This is a genomic window from Mesorhizobium sp. M0615 (assembly GCF_040320805.1).
GTDB lineage: Bacteria > Pseudomonadota > Alphaproteobacteria > Rhizobiales > Rhizobiaceae > Mesorhizobium.
Window position 1 is genome coordinate 457,869 of record NZ_JAMYQI010000001.1, and the last position, 26,991, is coordinate 484,859.

The 26,991-nt window shown below is 62.7% G+C and carries 22 protein-coding genes and 1 tRNA gene; 13 read left to right on the top strand and 10 right to left on the bottom strand.

The annotated features are described in order from the left end of the window. Positions 1-7 precede the first annotated feature (7 nt). Positions 8-421, top strand: coding sequence for a hypothetical protein (locus tag NKI46_RS02270; protein ID WP_352744527.1), 414 nt, complete (start codon positions 8-10; stop codon positions 419-421). Positions 422-739: 318 nt separating this feature from the next. Here the strand turns inward: NKI46_RS02270 and NKI46_RS02275 are convergent, their stop codons facing one another. The 3 genes from NKI46_RS02275 to NKI46_RS02285 form a co-directional block, all read right to left on the bottom strand. Continuing rightward, positions 740-1,729 carry a BMP family lipoprotein gene (locus NKI46_RS02275; RefSeq protein WP_023683177.1) on the bottom strand — a complete coding sequence of 330 codons (990 nt, stop codon included), beginning with the start codon at positions 1,727-1,729 and terminating at the stop codon, positions 740-742. A gap of 251 nt (positions 1,730-1,980) precedes the next feature. Then, positions 1,981-2,304, bottom strand: coding sequence for a hypothetical protein (locus tag NKI46_RS02280; RefSeq protein ID WP_023683176.1), 324 nt, complete (start codon positions 2,302-2,304; stop codon positions 1,981-1,983). A gap of 115 nt (positions 2,305-2,419) precedes the next feature. After that, complete coding sequence (locus tag NKI46_RS02285; protein WP_352744530.1) at positions 2,420-3,166, bottom strand: hypothetical protein; 747 nt, start codon at positions 3,164-3,166, stop codon at positions 2,420-2,422. Positions 3,167-3,525: 359 nt separating this feature from the next. On the opposite strand from NKI46_RS02285, the gene NKI46_RS02290 reads away from it, so the two are divergent. Beyond that, positions 3,526-3,615: transfer RNA gene (locus NKI46_RS02290), tRNA-Ser, on the top strand. Positions 3,616-3,781: 166 nt separating this feature from the next. Here NKI46_RS02290 and NKI46_RS02295 read toward each other — a convergent pair. After that, on the bottom strand, positions 3,782-4,234 hold the full coding sequence (locus NKI46_RS02295; protein ID WP_352744533.1) for a BA14K family protein: 453 nt from the start codon (positions 4,232-4,234) through the stop codon (positions 3,782-3,784). 509 nt (positions 4,235-4,743) lie between these two features. Between NKI46_RS02295 and NKI46_RS02300 the strand changes: the two genes are divergently transcribed. Beyond that, on the top strand, positions 4,744-5,142 hold the full coding sequence (locus NKI46_RS02300; protein ID WP_352461139.1) for a hypothetical protein: 399 nt from the start codon (positions 4,744-4,746) through the stop codon (positions 5,140-5,142). Between the two features lie 905 nt (positions 5,143-6,047). Here NKI46_RS02300 and NKI46_RS02305 read toward each other — a convergent pair. From NKI46_RS02305 to NKI46_RS02315, 3 genes are all read right to left on the bottom strand, one after another. Then, positions 6,048-11,003 (bottom strand): autotransporter outer membrane beta-barrel domain-containing protein, encoded by a 4,956-nt coding sequence (locus tag NKI46_RS02305; protein ID WP_352744535.1) that lies wholly within the window; start codon positions 11,001-11,003, stop codon positions 6,048-6,050. Positions 11,004-11,417: 414 nt separating this feature from the next. Continuing rightward, complete coding sequence (locus NKI46_RS02310) at positions 11,418-11,711, bottom strand: hypothetical protein (protein WP_023704064.1); 294 nt, start codon at positions 11,709-11,711, stop codon at positions 11,418-11,420. Between the two features lie 192 nt (positions 11,712-11,903). Continuing rightward, positions 11,904-13,697 (bottom strand): PAS domain S-box protein, encoded by a 1,794-nt coding sequence (locus tag NKI46_RS02315; RefSeq protein WP_352461141.1) that lies wholly within the window; start codon positions 13,695-13,697, stop codon positions 11,904-11,906. A 155-nt stretch (positions 13,698-13,852) separates the two neighbouring features. On the opposite strand from NKI46_RS02315, the gene NKI46_RS02320 reads away from it, so the two are divergent. Beyond that, positions 13,853-14,221, top strand: a complete 369-nt coding sequence (locus tag NKI46_RS02320; RefSeq protein WP_023737601.1) for a response regulator — start codon at positions 13,853-13,855, stop codon at positions 14,219-14,221. A 431-nt stretch (positions 14,222-14,652) separates the two neighbouring features. Here the strand turns inward: NKI46_RS02320 and NKI46_RS02325 are convergent, their stop codons facing one another. Both NKI46_RS02325 and NKI46_RS02330 read right to left on the bottom strand, forming a co-directional pair. Beyond that, complete coding sequence (locus tag NKI46_RS02325; protein ID WP_023726519.1) at positions 14,653-14,811, bottom strand: hypothetical protein; 159 nt, start codon at positions 14,809-14,811, stop codon at positions 14,653-14,655. Between the two features lie 129 nt (positions 14,812-14,940). Beyond that, positions 14,941-16,941: an AI-2E family transporter gene (locus tag NKI46_RS02330; protein WP_023737600.1), complete on the bottom strand. Its 2,001-nt coding sequence runs from the start codon at positions 16,939-16,941 to the stop codon at positions 14,941-14,943. A 185-nt stretch (positions 16,942-17,126) separates the two neighbouring features. Here NKI46_RS02330 and NKI46_RS02335 point away from each other — a divergent pair, with 185 nt between their 5' ends. Together NKI46_RS02335 and NKI46_RS02340 are read left to right on the top strand one after the other, a co-directional pair. Continuing rightward, positions 17,127-17,360, top strand: coding sequence for a hypothetical protein (locus NKI46_RS02335; protein ID WP_023686482.1), 234 nt, complete (start codon positions 17,127-17,129; stop codon positions 17,358-17,360). A gap of 235 nt (positions 17,361-17,595) precedes the next feature. After that, positions 17,596-18,636 carry an aminopeptidase gene (locus NKI46_RS02340; protein ID WP_352744539.1) on the top strand — a complete coding sequence of 347 codons (1,041 nt, stop codon included), beginning with the start codon at positions 17,596-17,598 and terminating at the stop codon, positions 18,634-18,636. 29 nt (positions 18,637-18,665) lie between these two features. On the opposite strand, the gene NKI46_RS02345 is transcribed toward NKI46_RS02340, so the two are convergent. Beyond that, the gene (locus NKI46_RS02345; protein ID WP_352744542.1) at positions 18,666-19,871 is read right to left on the bottom strand and encodes an ROK family transcriptional regulator; all 1,206 of its coding nucleotides are present in this window, start codon (positions 19,869-19,871) and stop codon (positions 18,666-18,668) included. 145 nt (positions 19,872-20,016) lie between these two features. Between NKI46_RS02345 and NKI46_RS02350 the strand changes: the two genes are divergently transcribed. The 7 genes from NKI46_RS02350 to NKI46_RS02380 all read left to right on the top strand — a co-directional run bounded on the left by NKI46_RS02350 (position 20,017) and on the right by NKI46_RS02380 (position 26,978). Beyond that, positions 20,017-21,282, top strand: a complete 1,266-nt coding sequence (locus tag NKI46_RS02350; protein ID WP_023737597.1) for an ABC transporter substrate-binding protein — start codon at positions 20,017-20,019, stop codon at positions 21,280-21,282. A gap of 93 nt (positions 21,283-21,375) precedes the next feature. Then, positions 21,376-22,311, top strand: coding sequence for a carbohydrate ABC transporter permease (locus NKI46_RS02355; protein ID WP_352461143.1), 936 nt, complete (start codon positions 21,376-21,378; stop codon positions 22,309-22,311). Then, the gene (locus NKI46_RS02360) at positions 22,304-23,209 is read left to right on the top strand and encodes a carbohydrate ABC transporter permease (RefSeq protein WP_023671100.1); all 906 of its coding nucleotides are present in this window, start codon (positions 22,304-22,306) and stop codon (positions 23,207-23,209) included. Before NKI46_RS02355 ends, NKI46_RS02360 begins: the two co-directional genes overlap by 8 nt. A 25-nt stretch (positions 23,210-23,234) precedes the next feature. Then, positions 23,235-24,341 carry an ABC transporter ATP-binding protein gene (locus NKI46_RS02365; RefSeq protein WP_352461144.1) on the top strand — a complete coding sequence of 369 codons (1,107 nt, stop codon included), beginning with the start codon at positions 23,235-23,237 and terminating at the stop codon, positions 24,339-24,341. 44 nt (positions 24,342-24,385) lie between these two features. Next, positions 24,386-25,153, top strand: a complete 768-nt coding sequence (locus NKI46_RS02370) for an SDR family NAD(P)-dependent oxidoreductase (protein WP_023737595.1) — start codon at positions 24,386-24,388, stop codon at positions 25,151-25,153. Positions 25,154-25,179: 26 nt separating this feature from the next. Continuing rightward, the gene (locus NKI46_RS02375; RefSeq protein WP_352562641.1) at positions 25,180-26,169 is read left to right on the top strand and encodes a sugar phosphate isomerase/epimerase family protein; all 990 of its coding nucleotides are present in this window, start codon (positions 25,180-25,182) and stop codon (positions 26,167-26,169) included. Further along, positions 26,166-26,978 carry an SDR family NAD(P)-dependent oxidoreductase gene (locus NKI46_RS02380; RefSeq protein WP_352461146.1) on the top strand — a complete coding sequence of 271 codons (813 nt, stop codon included), beginning with the start codon at positions 26,166-26,168 and terminating at the stop codon, positions 26,976-26,978. The genes NKI46_RS02375 and NKI46_RS02380 overlap by 4 nt, the downstream gene beginning before the upstream one ends. The last annotated feature ends 13 nt before the right edge of the window (positions 26,979-26,991 follow it).

Below are 26,991 nucleotides of genomic sequence, written 5' to 3' on the forward strand. Positions count from 1 at the left end.
GAAGCCGATGGCCGGTGAAAGCGATCGCGTTGCGCGGGCGGGCGACTATGTGCTTGGCCTGATGAACGATCGCGACCGCGAGCGTGCCGAGCGCGACCTGGAGATCGATCCCGCCTTCCGCGACACGGTGATGCGGCTGGCCGAGCGCATGCATGTCTTCGACCGCATGGGGCGGCCCTCGGGCGACGGCGATCGCTGGCGGCTGATTTCGCAACGCATCGCCGAACTGCCGCAGATGCGTGTGGTTGGCCAGGACGAAGCGAAGCCGGTGATCGGCAGACTGGAGCGGAAGCCCTATGGCGTCGGCGTGCATTCGCTCGGTGGCCGACGCGGCTTCGCTATCGCCATTACGCTGATGGTGGTGTTTGCGCTGGGTTATCTCTTGGGCTTGTTGTCGACCGGCGGTGCGCTTCTGCCCTGACGTCCAAGGCAATCGCATATGGATTCTTGCGAAGAAGGACCCGCAACGCCGGAACTGCCGATCTCCCCCCTTGCGGGGGAGATGGCCGGCAGGCCAGAGGGGGGTGTCAAGGATCGCCAACCTGAATGGCTCCAGAATGAAAACCGTAATTGGCTGTTAGGCCGAGGGACAGCACCCCCCTCTGCCTTGCCAGGCATCTCCCCCGCAAGGGGGGAGATCGGACGTCGCCGAGACCTCCGCCAATCCTCAACGTCCTTTAAAGCCCTCAAACAAACCGCCGGGCTTTCACCCGGCGGTTCGTAAGCGAATTCTTATCAATCAATACGGGCAGGCGTTGTCGGCGGTGTAGTCGTGCACCTGGATCGTGCCGGCGATGATGTCGGCCTTGGCCTTTTCGACGGCAGCCTTCATCTCGTCGGTGACCAGCGCCTTGTTGTTGTCGTCCATGGCGTAGTCGACACCGCCTTCCTTGAGGCCGAGATTTTGCAGGCCGCCTTTGAAGGTGCCGTTCTTGCCGTCCATGAAGGCGGTGTAGACCGCCACGTCGACGCGCTTCAGCATCGAGGTCAGCACCTTGCCGGGCTGCAGGCCGTTCTGGTTGGAATCGACGCCGATGCCGAGCTTGCCGGCATCCGCCGCCGCCTGCAGCACGCCGACGCCGGTGCCGCCGGCCGCGGCATAGACCACGTCGGAGCCCTGGTCGATCTGCGTCTTGGCGATCTCGCCGCCCTTGGCCGGATCGTTCCACGCCGCGGGCGTGTCACCGGTCATGTTCTGGATGACATCGGTCGCACCGGCCGCCTTGGCGCCGCCGACATAGCCGCATTCGAACTTGCGGATCAGCGGAATGTCCATGCCGCCGATGAAGGAGACCTTCTTGGACTTCGAGGCCATCGCCGCCAGGATGCCGACGAGATAGGAGCCTTCGTTTTCCTTGAAGACCAGCGAGCGGACATTGGGCATATCGACGGCATCGTCGATGATGGCGAAGTTGAGATCGGGATATTCCTTCGCGACCACCTTCAGCGCATCTTCCCAGGCAAAGCCGGCCATGACGATCGGGTTGCGGCCGTCTTCGGCGAAGCGGCGCAGCGCCTGCTCGCGTTGCGAGGCGTTCGACACTTCGAACTCGACATAGGCGGTGCCGGTCTCGGTCTTGAACTTTTCGGCGCCGTGATAGGCAGCCTCGTTGAAGGATTTGTCGAACTTGCCGCCGAGATCGTAGAGGATGGCCGGCTGGACATCCGCGGCGAAAGCCGGAAGAACCATTGCGGTTGCGGCCAGGAGGCCGAGAACGATACGTTTCATGTGATCCACACCCTGTCGGTTATTTTTTTCCGTTACGCGCCGCCCGTCTGCCCGGTTCTCCGGCAGGCATGCGGCATCAGCCAGGAGTGTACTCCCCTCCCGCTCAAGGCAATCTGGCACGGCCCGAAACAAAATTCACGCGGAATTTTGACCTTTTGGAAAAGCATGCCCCCCGTTGGAAAAACATGCCCAATGCGGTGACAGCTGTGGACGATTGCCGCATTGTCGTCGCAGTCCGCTGGGACAACCCATCAGCCCGGCGCGAACTCTCCGCCGCGCCGCCGGCGCCGGTAGCCGATCGCATAGAGGATGAAGGCAAGCACCGCGAACACGGCAAACCCCGGCTGGGCAAGCACCCAGGCGATGCCGCCATCCCATATCATCGGATTGACCTTGGCGCGCACGAAGGTCTCGAAGGCCGCGCGGGTGTCGGGCGAAACCGCCAGCCAGCTCGAATTCAGCGGCGTCATGACCAATGTGGAAGCCGCCACCGAGCGCGTCGCGTCGAGCACGGCCATGATGACGGCGACCGAGAGTGCGATCATGGCCGCGAGGCGAAACAAAAAACGCAACATCGAAATCTTCCCCGGTCCTCAAGTTCCTCCCGAGGACCTTCCGGTCAAGGCGAGGAATAGAATGCGCACGCCCGGCGTGCAATCACCATACGCGAATTTGAAGCCTATCGCCCGCCTATATGGCCACCTTTCGGCTCCGCCGATGGACGAGCCAGACGCCGAGGACGCCGCCGCCAATGGCCCCGACCACCAGCCCGGCAAGGCCGATGAACACCGCGAAGTAGCCGCAGCCGCCTTCGAAACAGCTGATGTCGGTGGCTTCGGCGATCCCCGCGCCGAGCGCGAAGCCGGCGACGGCGCCGACGACGGCGCCGAGGGTGATGCCGGCCAGCGCGGCGACGATCGAACTAAAGGCTGACGGTGCCTGCGCTTCCGGCCTTGCATAAAAGGCCTTGGCCTCGTCGCGGCGGCGCAGCAGGTAAATGCAAAACAGGCCGATGACGATTTCGGTGGCGGCGATCGCAAGCTCCCTGGCGGAGACGGTGAAATCGGGCACGGTCAGCGCATAGACCTGCTCGGCCAGCCGCCAGGCCATGGTGGTGATCTGCCAGATGGTGAAATGACGCGGAAAGCGCGCGGAACGGCTGAAGGCGAGGCCGAGCAGATAAAGCCCCCACACGATGGTGACGATGTCGAAGGCCAGTCCGCCAAGCACGAAATAGAAGACCCTGTCCGGCAGGCCGGAACTCTCGAACAGCCACCGCGCCGAGACCAGCCAGTAGACCGACCATGCCATCACGAAGAGGAGCCAGACCACGGGCACGAAGGACAGCCCGCTGTCCGGACGCCCTGCGGGCGTCAGCCCGCCTGGCATGCCTCCGGCCGGCGTTCCGCTGGCTGGCTGTTCATGGCTCGATGTCATGTCTGGACGTTGCCCCCGCAAAGCCTCCGCCGCACTCGACAGGTGGCGAGGGGCGAAGTCAAGCGCGGCCGGCCCTGCCGCCTTGCCCGTGCACACCATTCAGAACCGAAGCGCCTTAGAAGCGGAGCCGTTCAACGCCCCGCGAAACGATGCATGGCCGGCAAAGCGAATAGACTGCCGTTATGGCTTGGCATTCGGCGCCGGATCGACTAGATGAGCCCCGCGCCTGTTTGATTGACGGGCGCCGGGAAGGGCATCCGCTGGTTGGCGGTGTCCATCAAGCGGGTCTTCCCGCAAATCCCAAAGGGATGCATCTCCCCAACCCGCGTGGCAAAACCGGCCGGCGCGAATGCAAGGACGGAGAGGTGGCCGAGTGGTTGAAGGCGCACGCCTGGAAAGTGTGTTTACGGGAGACCGTAACGCGGGTTCGAATCCCGCTCTCTCCGCCATCGCCATTGATCGGAACCTTGCCCAGCCGGATATCTTGAGTCTCGTGGCGGCGGAGCATTTGTTTATCCCTCACAGCGATGTCGGGTCTCGTAACCCTAATTCGCCGTCACGCCTCACACAAAGAAAAACCCCGCCGAAGCGGGGTTCTCATTTCGGTCAAAAATCTCAGTAGGGAGAATTGCACTCCCGACGAGGGCCGTAGTTCGGCTGGTAGGTGTTGTCCGAGGCGCGGTAGCTGCGGTAGTGATCGTAGCACCACTGCACATGCGAATCGCCACCCCGGTAGACGCGATGGTTGTTGTTGAGCGCGCCGGTAATCAGGGCGCCGGCAATGAATGCTCCGGCGGGGAACCAGAAATCGCCGTGGCGGCGATAGCCGTGTCGGTAATGGCGCGAGCCGCGATGGCCGTTCCAGTAGGGGCCGTCATTGTTGTAGCGCGAGAAATTGCGATCGCCGTGATGCTTCATCCACGGCTTGTAGTCCACCGCCTGCACATCGGACGACGCCGAAGGCGCCTGCGGCGTGAACATTTGCGCTGCACCTGCAGGCACAGCGGCGGTGGCCGCGAACGAAACTGACAGCGTGGCCGCCAGCATACCCGATACAATCTTATTCATGATCTTCTATCTTTCCGTTGCCGTCCCTTATGGGCTTTAAACGGTTTAAGAGCGTTCCGGTTCCGCCCGCCTGCCACAACAAAACCCCACACTTGGCGGGGTTCTGTCGTTTGCGATGCGGAGCGGTTAGGCGGAGAGCTTCGCAACCATCTCCGGAGTCAGAATGCAATGCGCCCATGCCTCGTCATCAATCGGCTTTAGGCTGTCCGCCAAGATCTATCCCGATTGGGATCCACGTTCATGAAGGATCGCACGCCGCAAATCCCGCGGACCTTGCTGGTACTAACCCCTCCCATAACCATAGACGGCAAGATTTGGTCTTTGTGGGTTATCATTGCGCCGAGTTCGAATTTCCACGCTCGCTTAGTGGAGAGCTACGTAGCGCCGAAGCGGAAGACGCGACTTGTCGACAAGGCGTAGATCCCATGGTTGGCGGGGAGCGTTGGGCGTGTCCTTGTGCCGGCGCAGGGATGATGATTTGCTGCGATTCAACAAAGCGGGGGAACGCCATGGCGGACACGGTTATGAAGGCTCCGGTTCTGGATGTAGTTTTAGCATCTGGGATCGACGCCGCCTTAGGCACGGTGTCGGTCACATTTGGATCAATCGACACAAAGAGATTCCAACTCGATTTCTCCGCACAATGTGTTCCTTTGGCAATTGCTGCCCTCTCGGTCGAGATGGGAAAGCTCGTCGCCACTCTTCCTGCCGAAATGACACCAAAACTGCAGGGCATTTCTATAACGAGCACTCAACTGGCCATGAAAGAGGACGGCACTGTAGCCATCTTTCTCCGATTGGAGAGTGGAGCGGAACTGCCGCTTGATTTTCGGTTGGACGACCTCACCCGCCTGCGCCAACAAATAGACGAAGCGCTTACGCCGGCGGATCGAAAGACCCACCACTGATATAAGCTTCGTCCCGCTCTACATCCGCGCCTTGTCATCTCGCTGGTTGCTGCCGGCGTCTGGCGATTCCGGCAGCGCGATATAGTGGGCATGGCTTCCTGCCCCTGCTGGCCGGGCTCGGCACAACCGGGCTTAATGAAACAAACTGCGACATAGCGCGTTGAGGCTCATTCGCGGAGGGAGCTTCAAAAATGGATCCGGTAACGGCTGCTGTGCTAGTTTTGCTTTCTGGCAGCCCCGGCCAGGGAGTCTGCGAACCACTCGGTACATCACCGGCCGTTTTCGGATCCCTTGACACATGCCAGTTGACGCTAGCGAGGAGGCTCGCGGACGCGCCCAACGGAGAGATTGTCGGTCGATGCCGTTTAATCGATCCGATGGCTACAGGTTCCGTTCCCGCGGGATACAGGACCATTGTCGTCACGCGGGGCACAGGGGCGGATTCGGTGAGCCGTCGCTATATCGTCCCGCACAAGGACTGAAGCCCGCGACATCGCCCGCACCTCTTGCGTAGGGGAAAGAGGCGCGGGGCCGACCGGCTGTTTTGCCTTGCGCAAACGCTTTCGGCTGGCAAGTTCATCAACCGGCTACCCGCAGCAGCAGTTCGGGCCGGGGTTAATCTCTATGACGGCCGCGTCTATGGGCCTGGCGGCGAAGGCTTCATCCGCCTGAATGTCGGCTGCCCGCGTCCCCTGTTGCGCCAAGGGCTGGAGCGCATGTCCAGCGCGCTGGCATCCCTGTGATCGAGCGCCAGGGTGCTTCGGATTCGAGCCTGGTACTTGATGCCGGCAGCCGGTAAGGAAACGTCCGAGGGCCGACGAGCCAGGTGGCCCGCAAGTCCGGATTCCATAGCCGTGCCGGACACAACCCTCAAGCCAAAGTCGACATGTCCAGCTTGATCGCCGCTACCATTTCACAGCGAACCCGAGCTTGGCGCCCAGGGCGTGGCTATCGCCAAAATCCTTGAGGCTTGTCCGCGCTGTCCCTTCTCCGAAGACGGCGTAGCGGCCGTCCGCCCAGCTCAGCGAGCCACCAAGGCCGACACCGCCCCACAGCGCCTGATTTTCGCTGACCAGCTTCGTGCCAGACACATCGACATCATTTCCGTCGAGGAAGTCGTAGTAAAGGTTGCCGAGCCCATAGATGTGCGTACGGCTTACCTGCCCGGCATCGTCCACCCACTGGTCTTCATAGTCCGCGGAGAGGCCGAGCCGGCCAACGAGACTGTTGCTGCTGCCGGGCGACACGATGGCGCCAAACGGGTCGGTGAACGTGTCGAAGTCGACCGACGAATAGGCAAGCTGGGCTTGCGGCGTCAGCGACCAGTTGCCGTTGAGGGCGATCTTCTGTCCAGTCTCGATGCTCAGCCCGTAGCCGAAACCGTTGTTGCTGTCCGCAAGCGTGGTGCCCAGCGTGGCCGACCGGATGTCACTGTCATACCATGTCGCCTCAGCCTGCGCGTCGACGTAGAAGCCACCGCTGCCGAACCAGGTGAGCGTGCTGCCGACGCCGTAGCCGGTGGCAGCGATCGACCCTGCCCCGAAGATCGAGGAGACGTCCGACGACGCGGTTCCGTAGTGGGCCGTAATCCCTCCGATCAGGGTACCGGCGTCGCTTTCGTGCAGCAGGCCATCGACGCCGGCCTGCAGCTTCCAGGTGGTCACGTCATAGTTCGTGCCGGAGGTCGACGTCTCCGGCTTGATCTCGGCATGGGCAGCTTCGATGCGCGCCCATATCGCCTTGCCGTCGACCGAGCCCTGGCCTGGCAGGTCCGCACCTTGCGGCGTAGCACCCTCGCCCCACGACCGATTGCCAATGCGTTGCTGCATGGTGCCCAGTTCATTGAAGGCCTGCAGCACCCCTTCATAGGCCTCGTACAGCGGCACGCCGGGCGAATAGAGTGGCTGCGGATCGGGATCGCCGTTGACCAGGGCCGAGCGCAGATACCAATCGCCATCGGCCGGTGTGCTGACGCCGTTCTTGTAGAGCCTGTATGCGTAGGCGCCCGCGACGACCGCTGCATCGCCTTCGAAGGTATAATTGCCGTCGAGCGAGAAGCTGCCGTTCGAGACGCCGCCGACGTCGACGATCTTGATGCCTCCGACCGTTTGGGCGCCCGACCCGCCGAAATTGACGACCTGAAGGGTACCCGTCCCTGACGTGTTGCCGGCGATCACCAGCATGTCTGTCGGCGAACCGTCACCACCGAGCGCAGCGTTGAGAACGACGGCGCCGCTATTGCCGACATATTCGCCGCTTACGGTAAGTGTGTCGCCTGGGACGCCACCCGCGATGCGCACCGTTCCGGCGTTGCTCAGCCCCGCAATCGTCTGGGACGTGCCGGCAAGATCGAGCGTGGCGCCCGAGGCGACGGAAAACTGCGAGGAGGAACTGAACGCGTTCGCAGCGCCCGCGGCAAGCGTGCCGCCGCTGACCGTAGTGGCGCCGGTAAAGCCTGAGTTGTCCAACGCAAGCAGCAGCGTGCCTTGGCCGTCCTTGATGAACGTACCGGCGCCCGAGAACACGCCGGCATAGCTGGCGGAGGCGACTTGGTCGAATGTGAAGGAGGCGCCGGCGCCGATCGCGACATCGCCACCGAAGCGCTCGGCTGCCGAGACGAGGCCGCCTTGATTCACGGTCCAGTCCAGCAGCGACGTGCCTGACAGCGTCAGCACGCCGGCGCCATCCTTCATCATTGCGCCGGTGCCGGAGATATCGCCGGCGAAGCTGGCGTCCGCCGCCTGGTCGAACACGACAGTGCCGGAATTGCCGATGTCGCCACGAATCGAGGTTGCATCGCCGACCAGCGTGCCAGCGCTGACCAACGTGTTGCCGCCATAGCTGTTCGTTCCCGTAAGCGTCAGCGTGCCGGCGCCGGTCTTGGCAAGGCTGCCAGCGCCAGAGATCGCACCGGACAAGGTCAGGTCGGCCACAGTGTCGAAGGTGCCGCCGGCCGACGAAAGCGTGACGTCGCGCGCCGAGCTGAACGCCGCTGTGTTGCGCAGCGTCCCGCCGGAGAGCGTTAGGCCGCCAGCGGCAACGCCGAGATTGTTGTCGGCTGAAACAGATAGCACGCCGCCCAGGACGGTGGTGCCGCCCGTGTAGGTGTTGGCGCCGGACAGCACCAGCGTGCCCGCATCGGTCTTGGTCAGGCTGCTGGTCCCGGTTAGCACGGAGGCGATGGTGGCGGTGTAACCTGCTCCGGCCACCGTGCCGTCGCCGACCCGAATGATGCTCTCGCCGCCAGCGCCATCAAGCGTGATGGCGTCGCCTTCGATGCGGTAGCCATCGGCGGCGAATTGCATGCCCGTAATCGCAAGCGCGCCGGCGCTGCCGTCGGCGATGACGGTGCCGCCGAGCGTCTGGAAGATGGCGAAGCCGGGCTGCGGCTTCATCGCGCCAGTTACCAGGCCGGTGCTCGTCGTCCAGTTCAGGCTTGTCGCCGTCCACGTGCCGTTGCCGCCGTCGACCAGATCATTGTTGGCATTGCCGGCCGCGTCACCATCCCAGAAGAGCAAGTCGGTGCCGACGCTGCTGACGAGATTGACCTGGTTGGCGACGGAGGTCTGCACCGTCAGGTCGGCGGCCGTGACACCGGCCGGCAGATTGCCGAGCTCGAGACCATTGTCGGTGAGTGCGCCGCCATAATTGATTAGCCGGTAGACGCCAGGCCCGAAGCCGCCGACATCGGTGATGTTGAGGCTGCCGTCCAGCGTCAGCGCGCCGGTCACCTCGATCAGGTCGTTGACACCGCCGCCGACAATGCCCGCCTGGCCGAGCTCGTAGTCGAGCATAGAACCGGAGCTCAGGCTGAGCGATCCGACCGTAAGCGTGCCAGGGCTGGACCCCGGCGCCAGCACACCGCCATCGGCGACGATCACCGCGCCGCCGATCGAGCCGGAGCCGCCCAGCGTGCCGCCGCTGTTGACCGTCGTTTCGGTGCTGCCGAGCGAGCCCTCGACGATAAGCTTGCCGCTGTCGACGGTGGTGCGGCCGGAATAGGTACTGTCGCCCTTGAGCACCAGGGTGCCGGCGCCCTCCTTGTAGACGCCGCCCACGCCGCTCAGCTCGCCATTGGCGGTCAGCGTCGTACCCGCCGCCGCGCGGAAGTAGCCATAGGCGGAAGTGAGGTTGACATCGCGGCTCATGGCGAAGCTTGCTGTCGTGCCGAGTTCGCCGCCGTCGAGTGTCAGCAGGCCCGTCGCGGCACCCAGATTCTGGTCCGACGCGACCGAGATGCTTTTGCCGGTCCCGACCTTCGTGCCGCCGCTGTGGGTGTTGGCACCGGTCAGCGTCAGCGTGCCGAAGCCTTCGATGTCGACGCTGCCCGAGCCGGAGATATTTCCGCCGAAGGTGTGGGGGCCGAGGTCGAGAAACGAGACAGCGCCGTTGTCCAGGATATCGCCACGGATCGCCACGGTGTTGCCGGCAAGCGTTCCTGCATTGACGATGTTGCCACCCGTATAGCTGTTGGACAAATTGGTGACGTTGAGGGTGCCGGCGCCGCTCTTGACCAGTGTGCCGGTGCCGGTCACCTGGCCTGACACGTCCAACTGCGTGCCTGCCACCGTGTCGAACCCGCCGGTCGAATTGATCAGGACATTGCGATTGGTGGCGAAGCTGGTGGTCGTGCGCAACGTGCCGCCGTCGAAGGTCAAGCCGCCCGAGAGGGCGCCCAGATTGTCATTGTTCGAAATCTGCAGGATCCCGCCGGACAAGGTCCAAGGCGTGACGGCAGTTGTCGTCCCCGTTAGGGTCCAGGTGCTGTTTCCGGTTTTCTCGTAGAACCCAAACCCGTCATATTTGGCGCCAGCGCCGATCTGCGACACACCGAAACTGGCGCTGATATCGCCACCCAGCTTGAATGTATCCGCGGCGCTGAAAGCGACCACATTGCCTGCGATGGTGGAGCCGGCCTGAATCTCCAGCGAATTGACGCCGCCGGTGAACTGGATGGCTTTGCCGGCTGCCGGCGTTCCGCCACCGGTGCCGACGGCACCGCCGCTGATCGTACCCGCATTGATGACCGCGATGTTGGCGCCCTTGATCCCTGCGGCGCCATCGCCGCCTGCCAAGGAGCCCTGACCGCCACTGCCGCCAACGATCGTCGCACCTAGCTTGTTGATGACGGTTCCACCTGAAAGCAGCAGAACAGCGGCGCCACCGTCCCCACCGCCGCCGAGAACTGTTCTTCCACCGGCACCCCCGAGCAGATTCCCGCTGTTCTGGATTGTCCCGCCGCCCATCAGGACGATGGCAGCTGCGCCGCCGCCACCACCTGCTTGGACCCCAATTGTGGAGAGACTCGTGCCGCCGGTAACGCTGCCGCCCGCCTCTACAAACACGTTTGCGGACGAGAATATGCCGACGCCGCCACCACCGCTGCCGCTGTTGCCATTGGTCCCACCTCGGCCGCCAGTGCCACCACTCACCGATCCTGTGCCAGTGACTGTAAGGTCGGCCGTGGCACTGACGCCCACACCGCCACCGCCACCGCCGCCGCTCCTGACGACGCCATTCGTGCCAGGGGAGCCCAAAGCGCCGGCCCCGCCGCTGATGCTGGTTGCAATGGTCCCGTCTGTCGAGATGACCAGACCCGTAGCACCAGTGGCACCGGCAACGCCATTTGGGTTGTTGGCTGTCCCACTTACCGCTCCCGATCCTCCTGGCGCCCCGTCACCCGTCGTGAGGTCAATGCCGCCACCACCGCCACCAGCGGTCGCGCCATTGGCGGCATTCTGACCCGTGGCACTCGCGAGCGCGCCGTCAACGCCACTTTGTCCAGCGCCTGCGCTGCTACCATTGCCGCCATCGGCCCGAGCCGGCGCGGCGCTCAGCGCAAGGGCAACAGTTAGGATCATCAAGGCGGAAGTGCTGGAGCGAAGCGACACGACTTGCGGCAAGCGCGCGAGATGCAAAACCCAAAACCCATCACGCGCAATCCGCTCCGCCATGCCTAAGCTCCCTGATTCCTGAGTGCGCGAAGGCAGCATGAAAGCTATTCGCCCGCAAGAGGTTTATAGTCATGAGAGCTACCAAGAAGCTAACGGTGATCAGTAAAATGAAGTCTGCGACTTTTGAGCGACAGAAAGTAGTCAATATTAGATATAGCTTATTAAACAGAGACCTTACGGAATCGCGAGAACAATCTCGCTGCATCAATTTATGCGGAAACGTTCGGACCTCCTGGGCTCCAGCCGATCCCATCGGGCGGAGGTGAGTTTCGCCTCTACGGGGGCGATGAGGCGCTAGGCTGCCCCTTGGGCGACCCCTCACTATCCTGCAAGAAGTGATTCTGTAATCGACTCCCACTCTGCGTCTAGCTTGCCAGTTGCCACAGGCTGCCCGGCGCGGCGGTACCAGTAGGCTGCATTAGAAAGGTCGCCTTCTTTGCGGTGCAGATAGGCATGAACCCATACAGAGGCCGGATCAGATTCGTTGGCCTGCACACACTCATGCGCCCGCTCCCAATCGCCCTGTCTATCCCACCATAGAGCGTGGAGCGCCATCCCAAGATTCGCCGGGGGCTCTACTCCCTGAAGGGTCGCACGGAACTCGTCGATGTCCATAGTTACCTCGCCTCTGGCTACGCCGGTCCTGTCCCGTTCCGTGCAACGAAATGCGCCCTCTGCCGGTGATTTGCTCTGTCGACTTTAGCAATGGCTCTGGCGATCTTTAGCGGAAACGGGGTTTCCGCTCGACGAAGGCCGCATCAAGGGCTTCCAATTGACGAATGCTCGTCGCAGGGCTGCTTCCTGCTTCTAAGCTTCATGGACGGCAGAAGCTGCCACGGAAGCCAAAGGCGCTTCCAAGCTCCATGTTATGCCATGCGGACCGTGTTCGAGAATTCCCTGCCCACTAACCGCTGCGGGCGCGACCCGCTTCAGCACCACGGTTCCAAAGCCACCTTGTCCGACAGTCTGAACCTGCGGACCATCGGTTTCGACCCAGGTGAGGTGAAAGAGCCTCGAAGCACTGGAACCGGTGATGCCCCATGTGACCGAGATCCGGCCCTTGTCCCCTGAGAGCACCCCGTATTTGGCCGAGTTGGTCGCCAGTTCGTGGAAGGCAATCCCGAGATACTGAACTGCGTTGGGACTGAGCACCAATGATGGGCCCGACATTTCGATCAAATCCCCCCGCGGGAAAGGCTCGACCTGGGCCGCCAAAAGGTCGCTGATCGTGGCACCCTTCCAATCCGCCGATACAAGCAGGTCGTGAGATCGTGACAACGCCATGATGCGCTCGCGCACCTGGGTTTCAAATTGTTTTGGCGTCTCCGATCGCTTGTTGGTCTCCCGGATCATCGACAGGATGACCGAATACTGGTTTTTCACCCGGTGGTTGACCTCGCGCATCAGCATGCGGATGCGATATTCATTCTCCTTCGCCGACGTGATGTCTCGCGCTATCTTCGATGCGCCGGTGATCTGCCCTGTTGCGTTACGCACGGGCGATATCGTCAGCGAAACCGGAACCAGGCTGCCGTCCTTGCGCTGGCGGGTCGTTTCGAATGGTTCGACGCGCTCGCCACGGCGAATGCGTTGGAGGATGCGGGGTTCCTCGTCCTGATGGTCTTCGGGGATCAGCATGGTCACCGACCGGCCAATCGCTTCCTCGGCGGTATAGCCGAAAAGCCGTTCGGCGCCCTGGTTCCAGCTTTTTATGATGGTGTTGAGATCCTTGCTGACGATAGCGTCAAATGAGGATTCCACGATCGCCGAAAGGTGCTGCCTGGTTTCTTCGGCACGTTGGCGGTCCGTCAGGTCCAGCAGCATGTTGACGGCGCCAATCAGAGCGCCGTGCTCGTCCCGCAGGGGTGTCGGGTAGGGCAGGAACGGAAAAAACGATCCATCGGGACGCTGCGCAACAGCTTCCTGATTGCGGACCGGCCTGTTCTCCTTGAGCGCGATGGCCATCGGGCATTCATCGTGCGGCAATTCCTTGCCGTCGGCAGTGAACAGCTTGAACGTCACGCACCATTTATCCTTGCCGATTTCAGGCTCCCTGCCTGCCAGATCGGCCGCGGCGCGGTTGTAATAGGTGATCGTCCCATCCTGATCGGTCGTGTAGATGGCGACGGGTAGGCCGTCGAGTATCTGGTGATAGGTACTGTCATGCTGCCTGAGCTCCGAGCGGGTGTGCACCAAGTCGGTTACATCGACCGTGAAGCACCGGGTGTTGATCAGCTTGCCGTCCCGGAAATGTCCGCTTGAGGTGACTTCGACGTGCTTGATCGATCCATCGCTGGCCCTCAATCGCGCCGGATATCTTACGATCTTCTCGCCATTGGCAAGGCGACCCAAAATGTCCTCTATGACGTCCCGGTCGGGATAGAACTCGGCGATGTGGCAACCGAGGTAGTCCTCTGCGGGATAGCCGAGAAGGTCGAGCTCAGCCTGGTTGGCATGCACGATCACGCCGTCTGCGTTCACCAGATGCAGGGCAACGGCGCCGTTTTCGAAGAAATCCTTGTAATCGAAATCCAGACTGTCATTGCTGGACACTCCCGGGTTTTCGAAGGCGACAACAGTCGCCTGTGTTGCTTCATGCATCCCAAACACCTTGTCCAGTCCAACCAAATATAATGCGGCTTGGATCAGTTGGTTCCCATTGCTCGCGATCTCGACCCGCTGCGTACGGGAAACGGACCCTAAAAGGGTCGTAGCCTCGACTCGTCTTCCATCTACAAACGTGCGATCATCCGCGCATGGGCAAACCCTTGGTCCTTGTCGTCGACGACGAAGCCTTGATAGCACTGGATATGGAGTCCACTCTTTCGGAGGCGGGCTTTGCCGTGGCATTGGCAGCGACATGTTCCCAGGCGAAACGTTTTCTTGCGGACCATACCCCCGCCGCAGCGATCCTGGACGTCAGGCTGTCGGACGGCGAGGCTGTTGACGCGGCAAAAACCTTGGCAGGGCGGGCGGTTCCTTTCATCGTCTATTCCGGCTTGGGGGTCGAGGAAACCCCCGAAGCGTTCTCGTCTGGCGTAAGAGTGATGAAACCCGCCGGACCTGCAGAAGTGGTCCGAGCTCTCAAAGCGATGACCGCCGGGCAGCAGAAGGCGACGGGATAGCCGTGCTCTGAGCACCTTTGGTCTAAAATAGCCAGGCGCTGCCGGAGCAGCTGCCGCGCCTCACGGAGCAGCGAATTGCGGCCGGTGCCGATCAGGCGAACAAGGTCGCGCGCTTGATCCTCGGTGATGCCCGCTCTCCCTGGCAATTGACAGCACCAGTGCTTCATACCCTTCCACTTTCTTAGGGTCGTGCTTGCCCGTGCTGATCATGCCTTCTCCATCGGCTCAACGCCAAGATCTGAGAGAGACTCATTCCTCGACGCACGGTCAACCTCGCTGTGCCGCGTTTGAACGGCAGAGATAACGGCTCAACTATTGCGTTGCGAGGATCGATCCTGGCACAGCCAAGTGGCCGGTCCGTTCGCATGATAATGCGCCCCCCGCAGGACGGCGCCAGCATGGGCCAGATCGACCAGACAGATTGAGCGGTCCTATGTCTCTCCGAACTCGGTTTCGTTTCTTGACGTCGGGTGCCGCTCGTAGTCAACGGGCGGCGGCAGGAGCACGACTTCGGTCTCCTTGCGGCCGAACTCCCGGCCGATCTGGAACGCCGCATAGATCGCGCCGAGGCGGATAAGGAATCTAAGCATGGGGGGTCTCCTTCGACGTTAGGAACCGCAAGGCCGCGAGATTGTTCCATGGTTTGCGAGTGGGGACGATCTTGCCGTCGCACCAGACATTTCAGCGCCGGCGCGGAAATCTGAAACATGGCGGTGCGGCTAGGCTGTTGCGGCCGTCGCCTGGGCCGGGGCCCGTTTTCGAGGGGCCGGACGGCGTCGGTCGCGGCGTTTCGAAACGACTTTGAGGGGAACGGCTGGCGCTGGAGAAAGTGCGCCAAGCACAGCGTTGACCATGCCGTGGGCTACGAAATCGGCGCTGATGTCGGCGGCCAAAGCTTGCCTTTCTTGCCCGACATCGCCCTGCTCCGCGTCTGACCAGAACACAATCCCAATTCTCAAACCTGCCTTGGCGCGCTTCAGTCTCCGGACCAGAAAGCGGGCATGCTTGAGCGAATCCCGGTTCAGGAAACCGACCACGACGGTGTCGATCGCCTCTAGTTCGAGACGACGAATACCTGCCGGCTCCATATCGACAAAACTGGCCTTCGCCACCGTAGCACCTTGCACCTCCAGCACCTGAGCGAGCATGGCGGCAGCGGCATCGTCGAGTTCGCCGCGACCGCCGGCACAAAGCACCGACATGTCCTTGCCGTCGGGCAGCTCGATCTCTTCCTCTTCGACGCCATCTGTTTCCCTGCTCGCGCTCCCTTCCGCGGTGGTTGTCGGCGCATCTTCCTCGCTTGCCTCTTCCTGTGCATCGTCGGCAAGATTTGCCACAAGAATTTGGGCGCTCGCCGCCACCTGCCTTCGCTGTTGATCGCCCATCACGCCACGCATGCGGTCCTGCTCGCCCAACAGGAGAGCAGGAATGGCGACCGTGTCGTAGAAATCGATCAGGTACTTCTCCTCGAGGATCTCCTCGGCATGGTCAGTTGCCTCGTCGGGATCGCCGGCCAGGAGCCGTTGATAGAGCCGGGCGTGAGCTTCAAGGACGGGCTCGTTGCCAAACAGGACGTCGAGAAATTCGAACTGCGGAACATGTCGCCCGAGGACGACGAGGCAAACTGTCAGCGGCGTCGAAAGGACCAGGCCGAGGGGCCCCCACAACCATGTCCAGAAAATTGCCGCAACGATGATTGCCAAAGGAGAAAGTCCCGTGCGCGAGCCATAGAGCCACGGTTCGATGACGTTGCCGGTTAACAATTCCATGACGACAAACAGTGCGGCGGTCCACAGCACCAGCGACCAGCCGGGCGCAACCGCCAAGGCCAGAAACAAGGGCAGCAGCATGCCGATAACAGGGCCGATATAAGGAACGAAGCGCAGCGCCAGTGCCAGCAACCCCCACAGCAGCGCGTTGGGAATGCCGAGCACCCAAAGGCCAATTGCGATTGGTATCGCGTAGACGATGTTGACCACCAATTGCATGATCAGATAACGGCCAACCCGTTTGCCGGCATCCTGCAATGCCTGCGTTGTGCGATGGAGGTCGCCATAGCCGACGAGGCGGATAAACCGGTCGCGCAGATCCTCGCGCTCAAGCAACATGAAGATGACGACGATGATGATCAGGCCAGCTGATGCCAGCGGGCTGATCAACGGTCCGATGATGTTCTGCAATACCTCCAGAGGTCTCTCGCGGGCGACGATCTCGACCGGTACGGGCTCGCGCCGGGGCTTGTCGGCCGCAGGCGGCGCCACATCCTGCTTGTCGATCTCCTGACCGACGCGCTCGATCACCCCGCTCAGCCTGGCAATTATGCCGCCACCAACGCCCGTCTCCTTGAGGGAACGCACCTTGGTCAGAATGTTTGTCTGGTAGACGGAAATGTTCTGAGCAAGCTCGCTTACCTGGGTCGCAACAATGAAGCTGAACAGGCCCAGGGCCGCGAACGCGCCAATCACGCTCAGAAGCACTGCGGGCAGCCGAGGCAAGCCGACACGCTTCAGTGCGGAGACCATCGGCACCAGCGCAAAGGTCAAAAGCAGCGCGATGGCAATGGGAAGGAACACCTCACGACCGAAATATAGCGCAGCTACTGTCGTGACGATGGTTGCCACGGTAGGCAGAGTTGTGCGCGGATGGGCATTGCCTGCCGCAAGAATCCGTCCTAGCCCTCGCTCGGACGATGAGATGTCGTTTCGACGATTGGCAGCCACGTGATTCCCCCCGTTTCCTAGCGATAGTTAGACCCATTCGCCTGCCGGGCAATGTTTAGCAGGGCCGAATACATACGTTTTACGGTTTTGCGCCCTGGGTGCTGTGCTCTGACGGTTCAGTCGATATCGTCGGAGCCGCAAATCTGTGGTAAAGCCGCCGCCCAACCAACCAAAGGACGACATCTGTGAGCGAACCGACTGTGGCCGAAGCGACCGAAAGTATCTATGCCTCGCTGCGGGCGGACAATGCCGACATCGACGCCCATATCGCGACGCTCAAGGCCGCGCTGACACGAGAGGGCGCAAAACAGGCGGTGTTCGATCCGGCCAAATTGGCGCAGAACAACCGCTCGGGCCGTAAGTTGATGCAGGCTTATTTTCGCCAGCGCGGCGTGAGCGTGAAGTTTTCGGACCAGTAGCGCGCGGCAGCTTGGGGGAACCGCGCCTCCGGACGGTCCGTATCTCGCTCGCTCCGCCCTGCGGCGGCCTTTCGTCAATCGTAGGCGAATGGCCGCATCGCCCTGCCCAGGTCGGTGTCGCCCCCTACCCTGCAGCTCTTGACGGAAACCGGTGCCTCCTGTTTGAGGGTGACCAGGACGTTTGCTGCATGGGGAGATGGGCAAGGGTGGGCAAACAGTGAAGCGCGTTCTTCGGATGCTTGCCGCGGCGATCATGGCGTCCGGGGCGACCGGCTGCACGAGCATTTCCTACTACGCGCAGTCGTTGCAGGGTCACGCGCAGATCATGGCCGCGCGCAGGAATGTCGGGAAACTCATCCTTGACCCTTCGACGCCCGAGGCATTGCGCGCGAAATTGACGTTGGCGAGCGCGATAAGACGGTTTGCGACGGATGAACTGGCATTGCCCGAGAACAGCAGCTACCGCAGCTATGTCGACATCCATCGCGACGCCGTGACCTGGGCCGTTTTTGCCGCGCCGCAATTCTCGCTCGCGCCACAAACATGGTGCTTTCCGGTCTTCGGCTGCGTTCCATACCGGGGTTACTTCTCCCGGAAATCCGCGGCTGAAAGCGCTGTCGAGCTTCAAAGACAAGGCCTCGACGTCTATGTCTCGGGCGTCACCGCCTATTCCACGCTTGGCTGGTCGAGTGACCCGCTGCTGAGCACCATGCTGCGTCAGGACGACACCTATCTCGCAAGCCTTGTTTTTCATGAACTGGCGCATCAGCGGCTTTATGTGGATGGCGATTCCGCATTCAACGAGGCATTCGCCGTTACCGTCGAAACCAGCGGCGTCAGGAAATGGCTGCGCGCCGCCGGCGACCGGGCCGGATTGCGCCGCTACGAAGCCGATCGCAAACGCAGCGCCGATTTTCTCGGGCTGGTGGCGAGGACGCGCGACGAGCTAAGGCAGGTCTATGGTAGTCCCCGTACCCCGGAGCAGATGGCGACTGCCAAGGCGGCCGCGATCGAGAGGATGCGGGCGCGCTACAGGCAGATGCGCGACAAGCACTGGGCGGGATACCGGGGATACGACGCCTGTTTCGCTGCCCCGATCAACAACGCAAAGCTCGCCGCGACTGCCGTCTACGGTGAACAGGTTCCGGCCTTTCTTCGCTTGTTCGACCTGTGTTCGGGCGACTATCCAAGGTTTTACGCTTCTGTCCGGCGGATCGCGGATTTGCCCAAATCGTTTCGCGCCGAAGCGCTCAAGGCTGCGGACACATGCAATTGACTTGAACAAGCACAGGCTGGTCCTGACGATCACCCCAGCGACAGTTCCTTCGTCTGGTGTCTCAAAACGAGGCCGACCGCGCCCAGCAAGGCATCGTTCTCGGTGTGCTTGCCAACGATGATGCGCGTGCGCAGGGCGGGAGCGACATCGCGGGACTTGATCAGCGTATGGCGTTCATAGGACGCGATCAGCGGCGTCAACAGAATGTCCCCTGCCAAAGCCATGTGGCCGCCGATGATGATGAGCGGCGGATTGAGCACCGAGCCGATCAGGCCGAGACCCCGGCCGGCGATCTCGGCGGTATCCTCGATCATCCGCAACGCCCTGACGTCGCCCTGCTCGGCCATGGCGATGACATCGTCCATGGTGACTTGCCGCCCAACGACACGCGAAATCTGTTCCAGCGGCCGGGTAAAACTCGCGTAGAGCTCCAGGCAGCCGCGATTGCCGCATCGGCAAAGGTCGCCGCCGGGATCGATGCTGATGTGCCCGAATTCGCCGGCGCCGCCGGCGACGCCCGTCACCAGCCGGCCATGCTGGACAATGGCCCCGCCGACACCCAGATCGATCTTGAACAGCACGAAATCGTCCTGGCCGACGGCCGCACCCCACATCAGCTCGGCAATGGCCGCGCAGTTGCTCTCGTTGTCGGCGAAGATCGGCTGTTCCAGAACGGGTCCAAACACATCTCGTATGTTGACGCCGGCCCATGTTGGAACCATGCTGGCGCGCAGCACAACTCCATCGCGGCTGACAGGGCCGGAGACGGAGACACCAACCCCCAGGAGCCCCGTCACCGGCAGACCGTTTTCCCTGTAAGATTGGGCAATTGCCGATTTGACCGCCTGGGCCGCCTGTTGCGGCTGGTAGTCCAGCGCCATTGGAATATTTTGTTCGGCAATGACGGAATGCGAGACATCGGCGACGATGAGCCGTATCTGCTGAAGAGCCAGGTGAATGCCGACGCAGGTGCCCGCTGTCGGATTGAGCGTCACCGCCGCGGCTGGCCTGCCGATGCCTCTGATGCCGTCGCGGCTGGTCGGGGCTTCGATCACCATTCCAGACTTTTTCAAGCCGTTAAGCGCGGTTGACACCGTCGAGCGCGCCAGGCCGGTGGCGCGTGCGATCTGCAACGCGGAGAGTGCGCCGCGCTCGCTCAGGCAGCGCACGATCATGCTCTCCGGCGACGCGGAGGGTCTGTCGATCAGCCAGGTTCTAAGCGAAGGTTTTGTCATGGCTCAACATAAACATCGTTGACTGATAGCTCCAATATGTCATCTTGGAAAGAACTCGAGATTGACGCATCTCGCTGGCGGCGGCTTCAAACCGCGGCCATAAGCGGTCGAGACGAACCGTGCAACACGATATGGGAGTGAAACGATGAAGTCCGTCATGACCGCGCTTGCGGCCGCTGCTGCGTGCACATTTTTCGCCGGAACAGCCTTCGCCGAGCCCAAGACCAACCTTTTGCACCAATGGGCGACCGGATCGGACGCCCAGGCGATCGCCAAGCTCGGCGAGATGTTCACGGCCAAGGGCGGCAAATGGGAACAGACCTCGATCGCCGGCCACACCGCCAATACGCTGGCCAAGCTGCGCGCCGACGTGATTGCCGGCAATGCCCCGCCTGCCGTGCAGCTCAAGGGCCCTGAGATCGCCGAATGGAACGAGACCGGCATGACCGCCGATCTCGACGAGTTGGCGGCCTCGGAAGGGTGGGAGAAAGTGGTGGCGCCGGAATTGCTTCCGGTGATGAAGCCGACCGGCAAATGGGTCGCCGCGCCCATGAACATCCACCGCATCAACTGGCTCTGGGCCTCGCCCAAGGTCATGCAGACGGCCGGCGTGGCGGAAATGCCGAAGACCTGGGCCGAGTTCAATGCGGCCTGCGACAAGATCGTCGCCACAGGCAAGATCTGCATCTCGCATTCGACCGCCGACTGGACGGATTCGACGGTGTTCGAGGTCGTGCTCTACGGCCAGGACATCGATCTCTACCGCAAGGCCTTCGTCCAAGGCGATGTCGAGTCCATGCGCAGCCCGGGGATGGTCAAGGCCTTCACGCAGATGCGCCTGATGACGAGCAAGTACATGGATCCGGGCATGGTCGGCCGCGACTGGGATTCGATGTCGGCGCTCGTCGGCAAGGGCGACGCGGCGTTCCACATCATGGGCGACTGGACGATCGGCCTTTTGACCGCCGCTGGCTTCAAGGAAGGCACCGACTATGTCTGCGCCCAGGCGCCGACCGATTGGGGCAAACCCGGCTTCATCCTCAACTCGGACTCGGTCGTGTTCTTCAAGCAGAAGGACCAGGATTACATCGACGGCCAGAAGCTGCTGGCCAGCCTGATCCTGTCGCCCGACTTCCAGACGGTCTTCAACCAGGCCAAGGGCTCGATCCCCGCACGCCTGGATATCGATCTGTCGAAGGGCTTCAATCCGTGCCAGCAGCTCTCGCAGAAGGATCTGCAGGCTTCGATCAAGGAGGGCACGCTGGTCCGCTCGATGGCGCACAACATGACAATCCCGCAGAAGATGCGCGGCGCGATCATGGACTCGATTACCGAGTTCGTGGCGACGCCGGACATGTCGCCCGAGGATGGCGCCAATGCGATGGCCGACGCGGCGGAAGCACAGAAATAGACGGGAATGGCCGGGCGCCATCCGCACCCGGCCGTCCGCCATCCCGGTCCCGCGCTCCGCCAGTCCTGTGCTCTGCCAATCTCCGTGCTCTGAATGTCAAATCACGACCTGATCCTGTCGGTACCGGCGCCCGCCCGCCCCTGGCGCGAGCGGCTGGGCTCCGCGATGCCCTTGCTGGTGCTCGGCCCCTCTCTCGTGGCGAGCTTCGTCTACGTCTTCGTGTTCACCGGCTGGACGCTCTATATCTCGCTGTCCAACTCCTCGCTGCTGCCGACCTACGGCTTCGTCGGCCTGGACAACTACTCGTCGCTGTGGGCGAACCGGCGCTGGAACATCGCCTACAACAACCTGTTTTTCTTCAGCGCTTTCTACATCGTCGGCTCGATGGCGGTGGGACTGCTGCTGGCGATCCTGATCGACCAGCGCGTGCGCGGCGAAGCGGCCTGGCGCACGATCTTCCTCTATCCGCTGGCCGTCTCCTTCATCGTCACCGGCACGGTCTGGAGCTGGCTCTACAATCCGACCGACGGCATCCAGGCCATGGTGCGCGGTTTCGGCTGGGCGAGCTTCAGTTTCGCACTCGCCAGCGACCGGCACTATGCGATCTACGCGGTGATCATCACCGGTGTCTGGCAGGCCTCGGGCTTTGCCATGGCGCTGTTCCTGGCCGGCCTGCGCTCGGTGGATCAGGACCTCGTCAAGGCCGCGCAGATCGACGGCGCATCGACGTTCCGCATCTATCGCAAGGTGCTTCTGCCAACCATTGCGCCGATCTTCCTGGCCGTCGCCGTCATCCAGATCCAGTTCGCCATCAAGACCTTCGACCTCGTGGCGGCCCTGACCAAAGGCGGCCCGGGGATCTCGACCACCTTCCCCGCCATCTACGTCTATGACCTGATGTTCCAACGCGGCCAGATCGGCGAAGGTGCGGCCGCCGCCATCATGATGCTTGCCGCTGTTGCCGTGGTGCTGGTGCCCTATTCATTCTGGGTGGTCTGGCGCCGGCGCAAGGAAGCCGGCCATGGCTGACGTCTCCCTGGACCAGTCGCTCGACCGTCGCGCTGCCGCAGTCGCGTCGCGCCGGCATTTTCTCACCCGCTTCGCCATCTATGGGCTGCTGGTCGTCTTCGCGGCGATCTACCTGGTCCCGTTGCTGGTGGTGGTGCTGAATTCATTCCGCGACCAGCAGGAGATCGCGCGCAACGGGTTGATCTCGCTGCCGCGCAGCTTCCGCCTCGATGCCTGGGGCCAGGCCTGGAGCACCTATTGCATCGGCGGCACCTGCGAGGGCATGCAGCGCAACTTCTACAACTCCCTGAAGATGACGATCCCGGCCACGATCATCTCGACGGCGGTCGGCGCGATGAACGGTTACATCCTGTCGAAATGGCGCTTCAGGGGTTCGGAAGCTTTGTTCACCTGCATGCTGCTCGGCGTCTTCATTCCGGGCCAGATTTCGTTGATGCCGTGGGCGTTCATCCTCGGCAATCTCGGCCTCAGCAATTCGGTCTACGGGCTCGTCCTCATCCACGTCATCCAGGGCATTTCGTTCACCACTTTGTTTTGCCGCAACTACTACGTCAGCATCCCCGACGACCTGATCAAGGCGGCGCGCATCGACGGCGCCGGCTTCTGGCGCATCTTCCGCAAGATCATTCTGCCGCTCTCCTCACCGATCCTGATCGTCACGGTGATCTGGCAGTTCACCGGCATCTGGAACGAATATCTGTTCGGCGTCGTCTTCACCTCCGGGCAGCAACAGCCGATCACGGCAGCGCTCGTCGCGCTGACGGCAAGCGGCACCAATGTGCGCGCCTACGATGTCATGAGCGCCGCCGTGCTGATCGGCGCGCTGCCGCCGCTGCTGATCTATCTCTTCGGCGGCAAGTATTTTGTGCGCGGCCTGACGCAAGGTGCCATCAAATGAGGCGCGATCAAGTGAAGGGCATCGCATGTCGACATTGACCATCCGATCGCTGCGCAAGAACTACGGTGCGGTCGAGGTGCTGAAGGGCGTCGATCTCGAGGCGCAGGACGGCGAGTTCATCGCGCTGGTCGGACCCTCCGGCTGCGGCAAGTCCACTCTGCTGGCGATGATCGCCGGGCTTGAAACCGTTACCTCCGGCGAGATCCGCATCGACGGGCGGCTGGTCAATTCGGTGCCGCCGAAGGACCGCGACATCGCCATGGTGTTCCAGTCCTACGCGCTCTACCCGACGATGACGGTGCGCGAGAACATCACCTTCGGCATGGAAAGCCGCCGCGTCCCGAAGCCGCAGCAGGACGAGGCCGTCAGTCGAGTTGCTGCCTTCCTGCAGATCGAGCCGTTGCTTGGCCGCAAGCCCGGACAGCTCTCGGGCGGCCAGCGCCAGCGCGTCGCCATGGGCCGGGCGCTGGTTCGCGATCCCAAACTGTTCCTGTTCGACGAGCCGCTCTCCAATCTCGATGCCAAGCTGCGCGTCGACATGCGCACCGAAATCAAGAAGCTGCATCACCGCGTCGGCAAGACCACCGTCTACGTCACCCACGACCAGGTCGAGGCGATGACGCTGGCGTCGCGCATCGCCGTGATGCATCAGGGCGAGGTCCAGCAATTCGACGATCCCGCCACGATCTACAACCGTCCGGCCAACATGTTCGTCGCCGGCTTCATGGGGTCGCCGGCGATGAATTTTTTGGCCGCGGAACTGAACCAGGAAGACGGCCGCCCGACTGTCGTCCTGCAGACCGCCGACGGCAAGACGGCCAGCCTGCCGATCGTCCAGGCGCTCCCATCCGACACGCCGCGACAGCTTGTGCTCGGCATCCGTCCCGAGCACATCTACCGCTTCGATCCCGACCTCGCGCGCCGCAAGCCGGGCATCGCGCAGATCGATGCAGTGGTCGAACTGGTCGAGCCGACAGGCGCGGAGACCATGGCCGTCCTGCGCCTGGGCGGCAAGGAGATCACCGGCCGTTTCGACCCCGACGGCACGCCGCTTATGGGCGAGACGGTGACGCTCGGCATCGACATGGCGCGTGCCTGCCTGTTCGACCCGACGACCCAACGCCTGATCTGATCTGACCCGATCTGACCGAAGCTTGATCTGAAAAGAGTTCCGCCTTGTCCTTCGCCACCTATCCGAGCCTGTCCGAGCGTGTCGTGCTGATCACCGGCGGTGCGTCGGGCATCGGCGCCGACACGGTCCGCGCCTTCTGCGCCAATGGCGCGCGCGTCGCGTTTCTCGATCTGCAGCAGGAGGCCGGCGAGCAGCTTGCCCGCGACCTCGCCGCCACGGCAGCGCATCCGCCCCTGTTCCTGCGCTGCGACGTGACCGATATCTCTGCCCTGCAGGCCGCGATCGGCACGGTGCGCGACCGCCTGGGGCCTGTCGCGGTGCTGGTCAACAACGCCGCCGACGACAATCGCCTCTCCGTCGCCGACGTGACGCAGGAATACTGGGACCACGCCCAGGATGTGAACCTCAGGCACCACTTCTTTGCCGCCCAGGCCGTGCATCCGCACATGCAGGAATTGGGCTTTGGTTCGATCGTCAATTTTTCCTCGATCGCCTGGCGTTTCGGCGCGTCAGAGATGGCGCCCTATGCGGCGGCCAAGGCTGCGGTGGTCGGGCTGACCTTCGCGCTGGCGCGGGCGTTTGGCCCCGACAACATCCGCGTCAACGCCATCGAGCCGGGCGCCGTCATCACCGACCGGCAGCGGGAGCTTTGGTACAAGACCCAAGGTTCGGTCGACCAGGTCGTGCAGCGCCAGGTGATCCGCAAGGTTCTGCTCGGCGAGGAGATCGCGCGCACGGTGCTGTTCCTCGCCGCCGACGACAGCCGCATGATCACCAAGCAGTCGATCACCGTGGATGCCGGCCTGAGATGACCACACCTGACTCAAAGGATCGCTTCATGCTCGAGGTCGGCCTGAACCCCTACGGCCTGACCTATCATCTCGGCCTCCAGGGCCGCGGCACGCCACGCGCCAATCCTAGACCTGCGGGGCTCGATGGTTTCATCGCGCTCGCGACCGATCTCGGCGCGCGCGTGCTGGAGATCTGGGTGCCATGGCTGACCGAGCTTTCCGACGACGCGGTGATCGCGCTGCGCGAACGGCTCGCCGGTATTGGCATCGCGCCGGTCGTCAGCGGCGGCCTGCTGGTGGGCGAGCCGCTCGACGATGCGTTTCGGGCCGCGCGCCTGCTCAAAGCCAAAATCATCCGGACGGCGCTGACGCCGGTTCTCTGCGGTGACCGCAACGCCGCCGGCGAAAAATGGAGCGAGTACGTCGGCATCATTCGAGAGCGATTGGTGGAATGGGGTCCCCGCGCGAATGCCGAAGGGTATGTCCTTGCGATCGAAAACCACCAGGACTTTACCAGCCGGGAACTCGTCGATTTCTGCGCCCTCGGTGGTGACAGTGTGGGCGTCACCTTCGACACCGGCAACACGTTCCCGGTCGGCGAAGCGCCGCTCGATTTTACGAAGGTGATCGCCCCCTATGTCCGCCATGTCCACCTCAAGGATTATCGCGTGCAGTTCACGACCGAAGGTTACCGGCTGATCCGCTGCGCCATCGGCGACGGTGCGGTACCGTTTGCCGAGCTGTTCGCAATTCTTGGCCAGCACCACGATCGCCTGACCGCCGTTCTCGAACCGGGCGCCTTGGAGGCCCGGCATGTCCGCTATCTCAGCGACGACTGGTGGCGCGGCTATCCGCAGAAGACGGCACGCGAATTTGCCGCCTGCCTGGCGGCCGCGCAGCGCAACCGGCTGCCCGACGATGCCGACTACCGCACGCCTTGGGAGCGCGAAGCCGACGTCTCACTGGTTTCCTATGAGCTCGACATGATCCGGCGCAGCGCCGCCAACATGCGCAAACTGATGGAGAATATCCGATGACGGCACGTGAACTCGATGGATTGACCGCCTTCGTAACCGGCTCCGGCCGTGGCCTCGGCCGCGTGATGGCCGAGCGCCTGGCCGAACTCGGCGCCAATGTCGCGATCCACGACATGGACGAGGAAGCGCCGGCCAAATATGGCGAGTTCGCCAATCTGAGCGAAGTGGTCGAGCGCCTGAAGCGGCACGGCACGGAGGTGACGTCGGTGACCGGCAACATTGGCGACCAGAAGGCGGTGGCCGCGATGAAGCGCAAGATCGAGGCCGATCTCGGTGACGTGCATGTGCTGGTCAATTGCGCCGGCGGCGACATCGGCGCCAAGGGCGGCAAGCCGAACCCGAACAACGCCCTCGACATCGAACTGGACGACATCCGCGTGCTCACCGAGAACAATCTGATCGGCACGATGCTGGTCTGCCAAGCCTTCGTGCCGCCGATGAAGCAGCGCGGCGGCGGCTCCGTCATCAACATCGCCTCCGCGGCGGCACATCTCGGCTGCTCGCCCGAGGTCGTTTACTCCACCTTGAAGGCCGCGGTCGTGCATTACACGCGCTGTCTCGCCAAGGAACTGATCGACGACGGCGTGCGCATCAACGCGGTCAGCCCAGGCGCCACCAAGACGGCACGCTTCCAGGCGACCCGCGTGGTCGATCCCGAGCGCATGGACTCGAGCAAGAAGTCGCTGAACCGCTATGCCGAGCCGGAGGAGATCGCCGAGGCGGTGGCGTTTCTGGCTGGCCCGCGGGCGCGGTTTATCAACGGGCAGGTGCTGCGGGTGGATGGCGGGTTTACGATTTTTCCGGGGTGATGGGGCGGGCCTC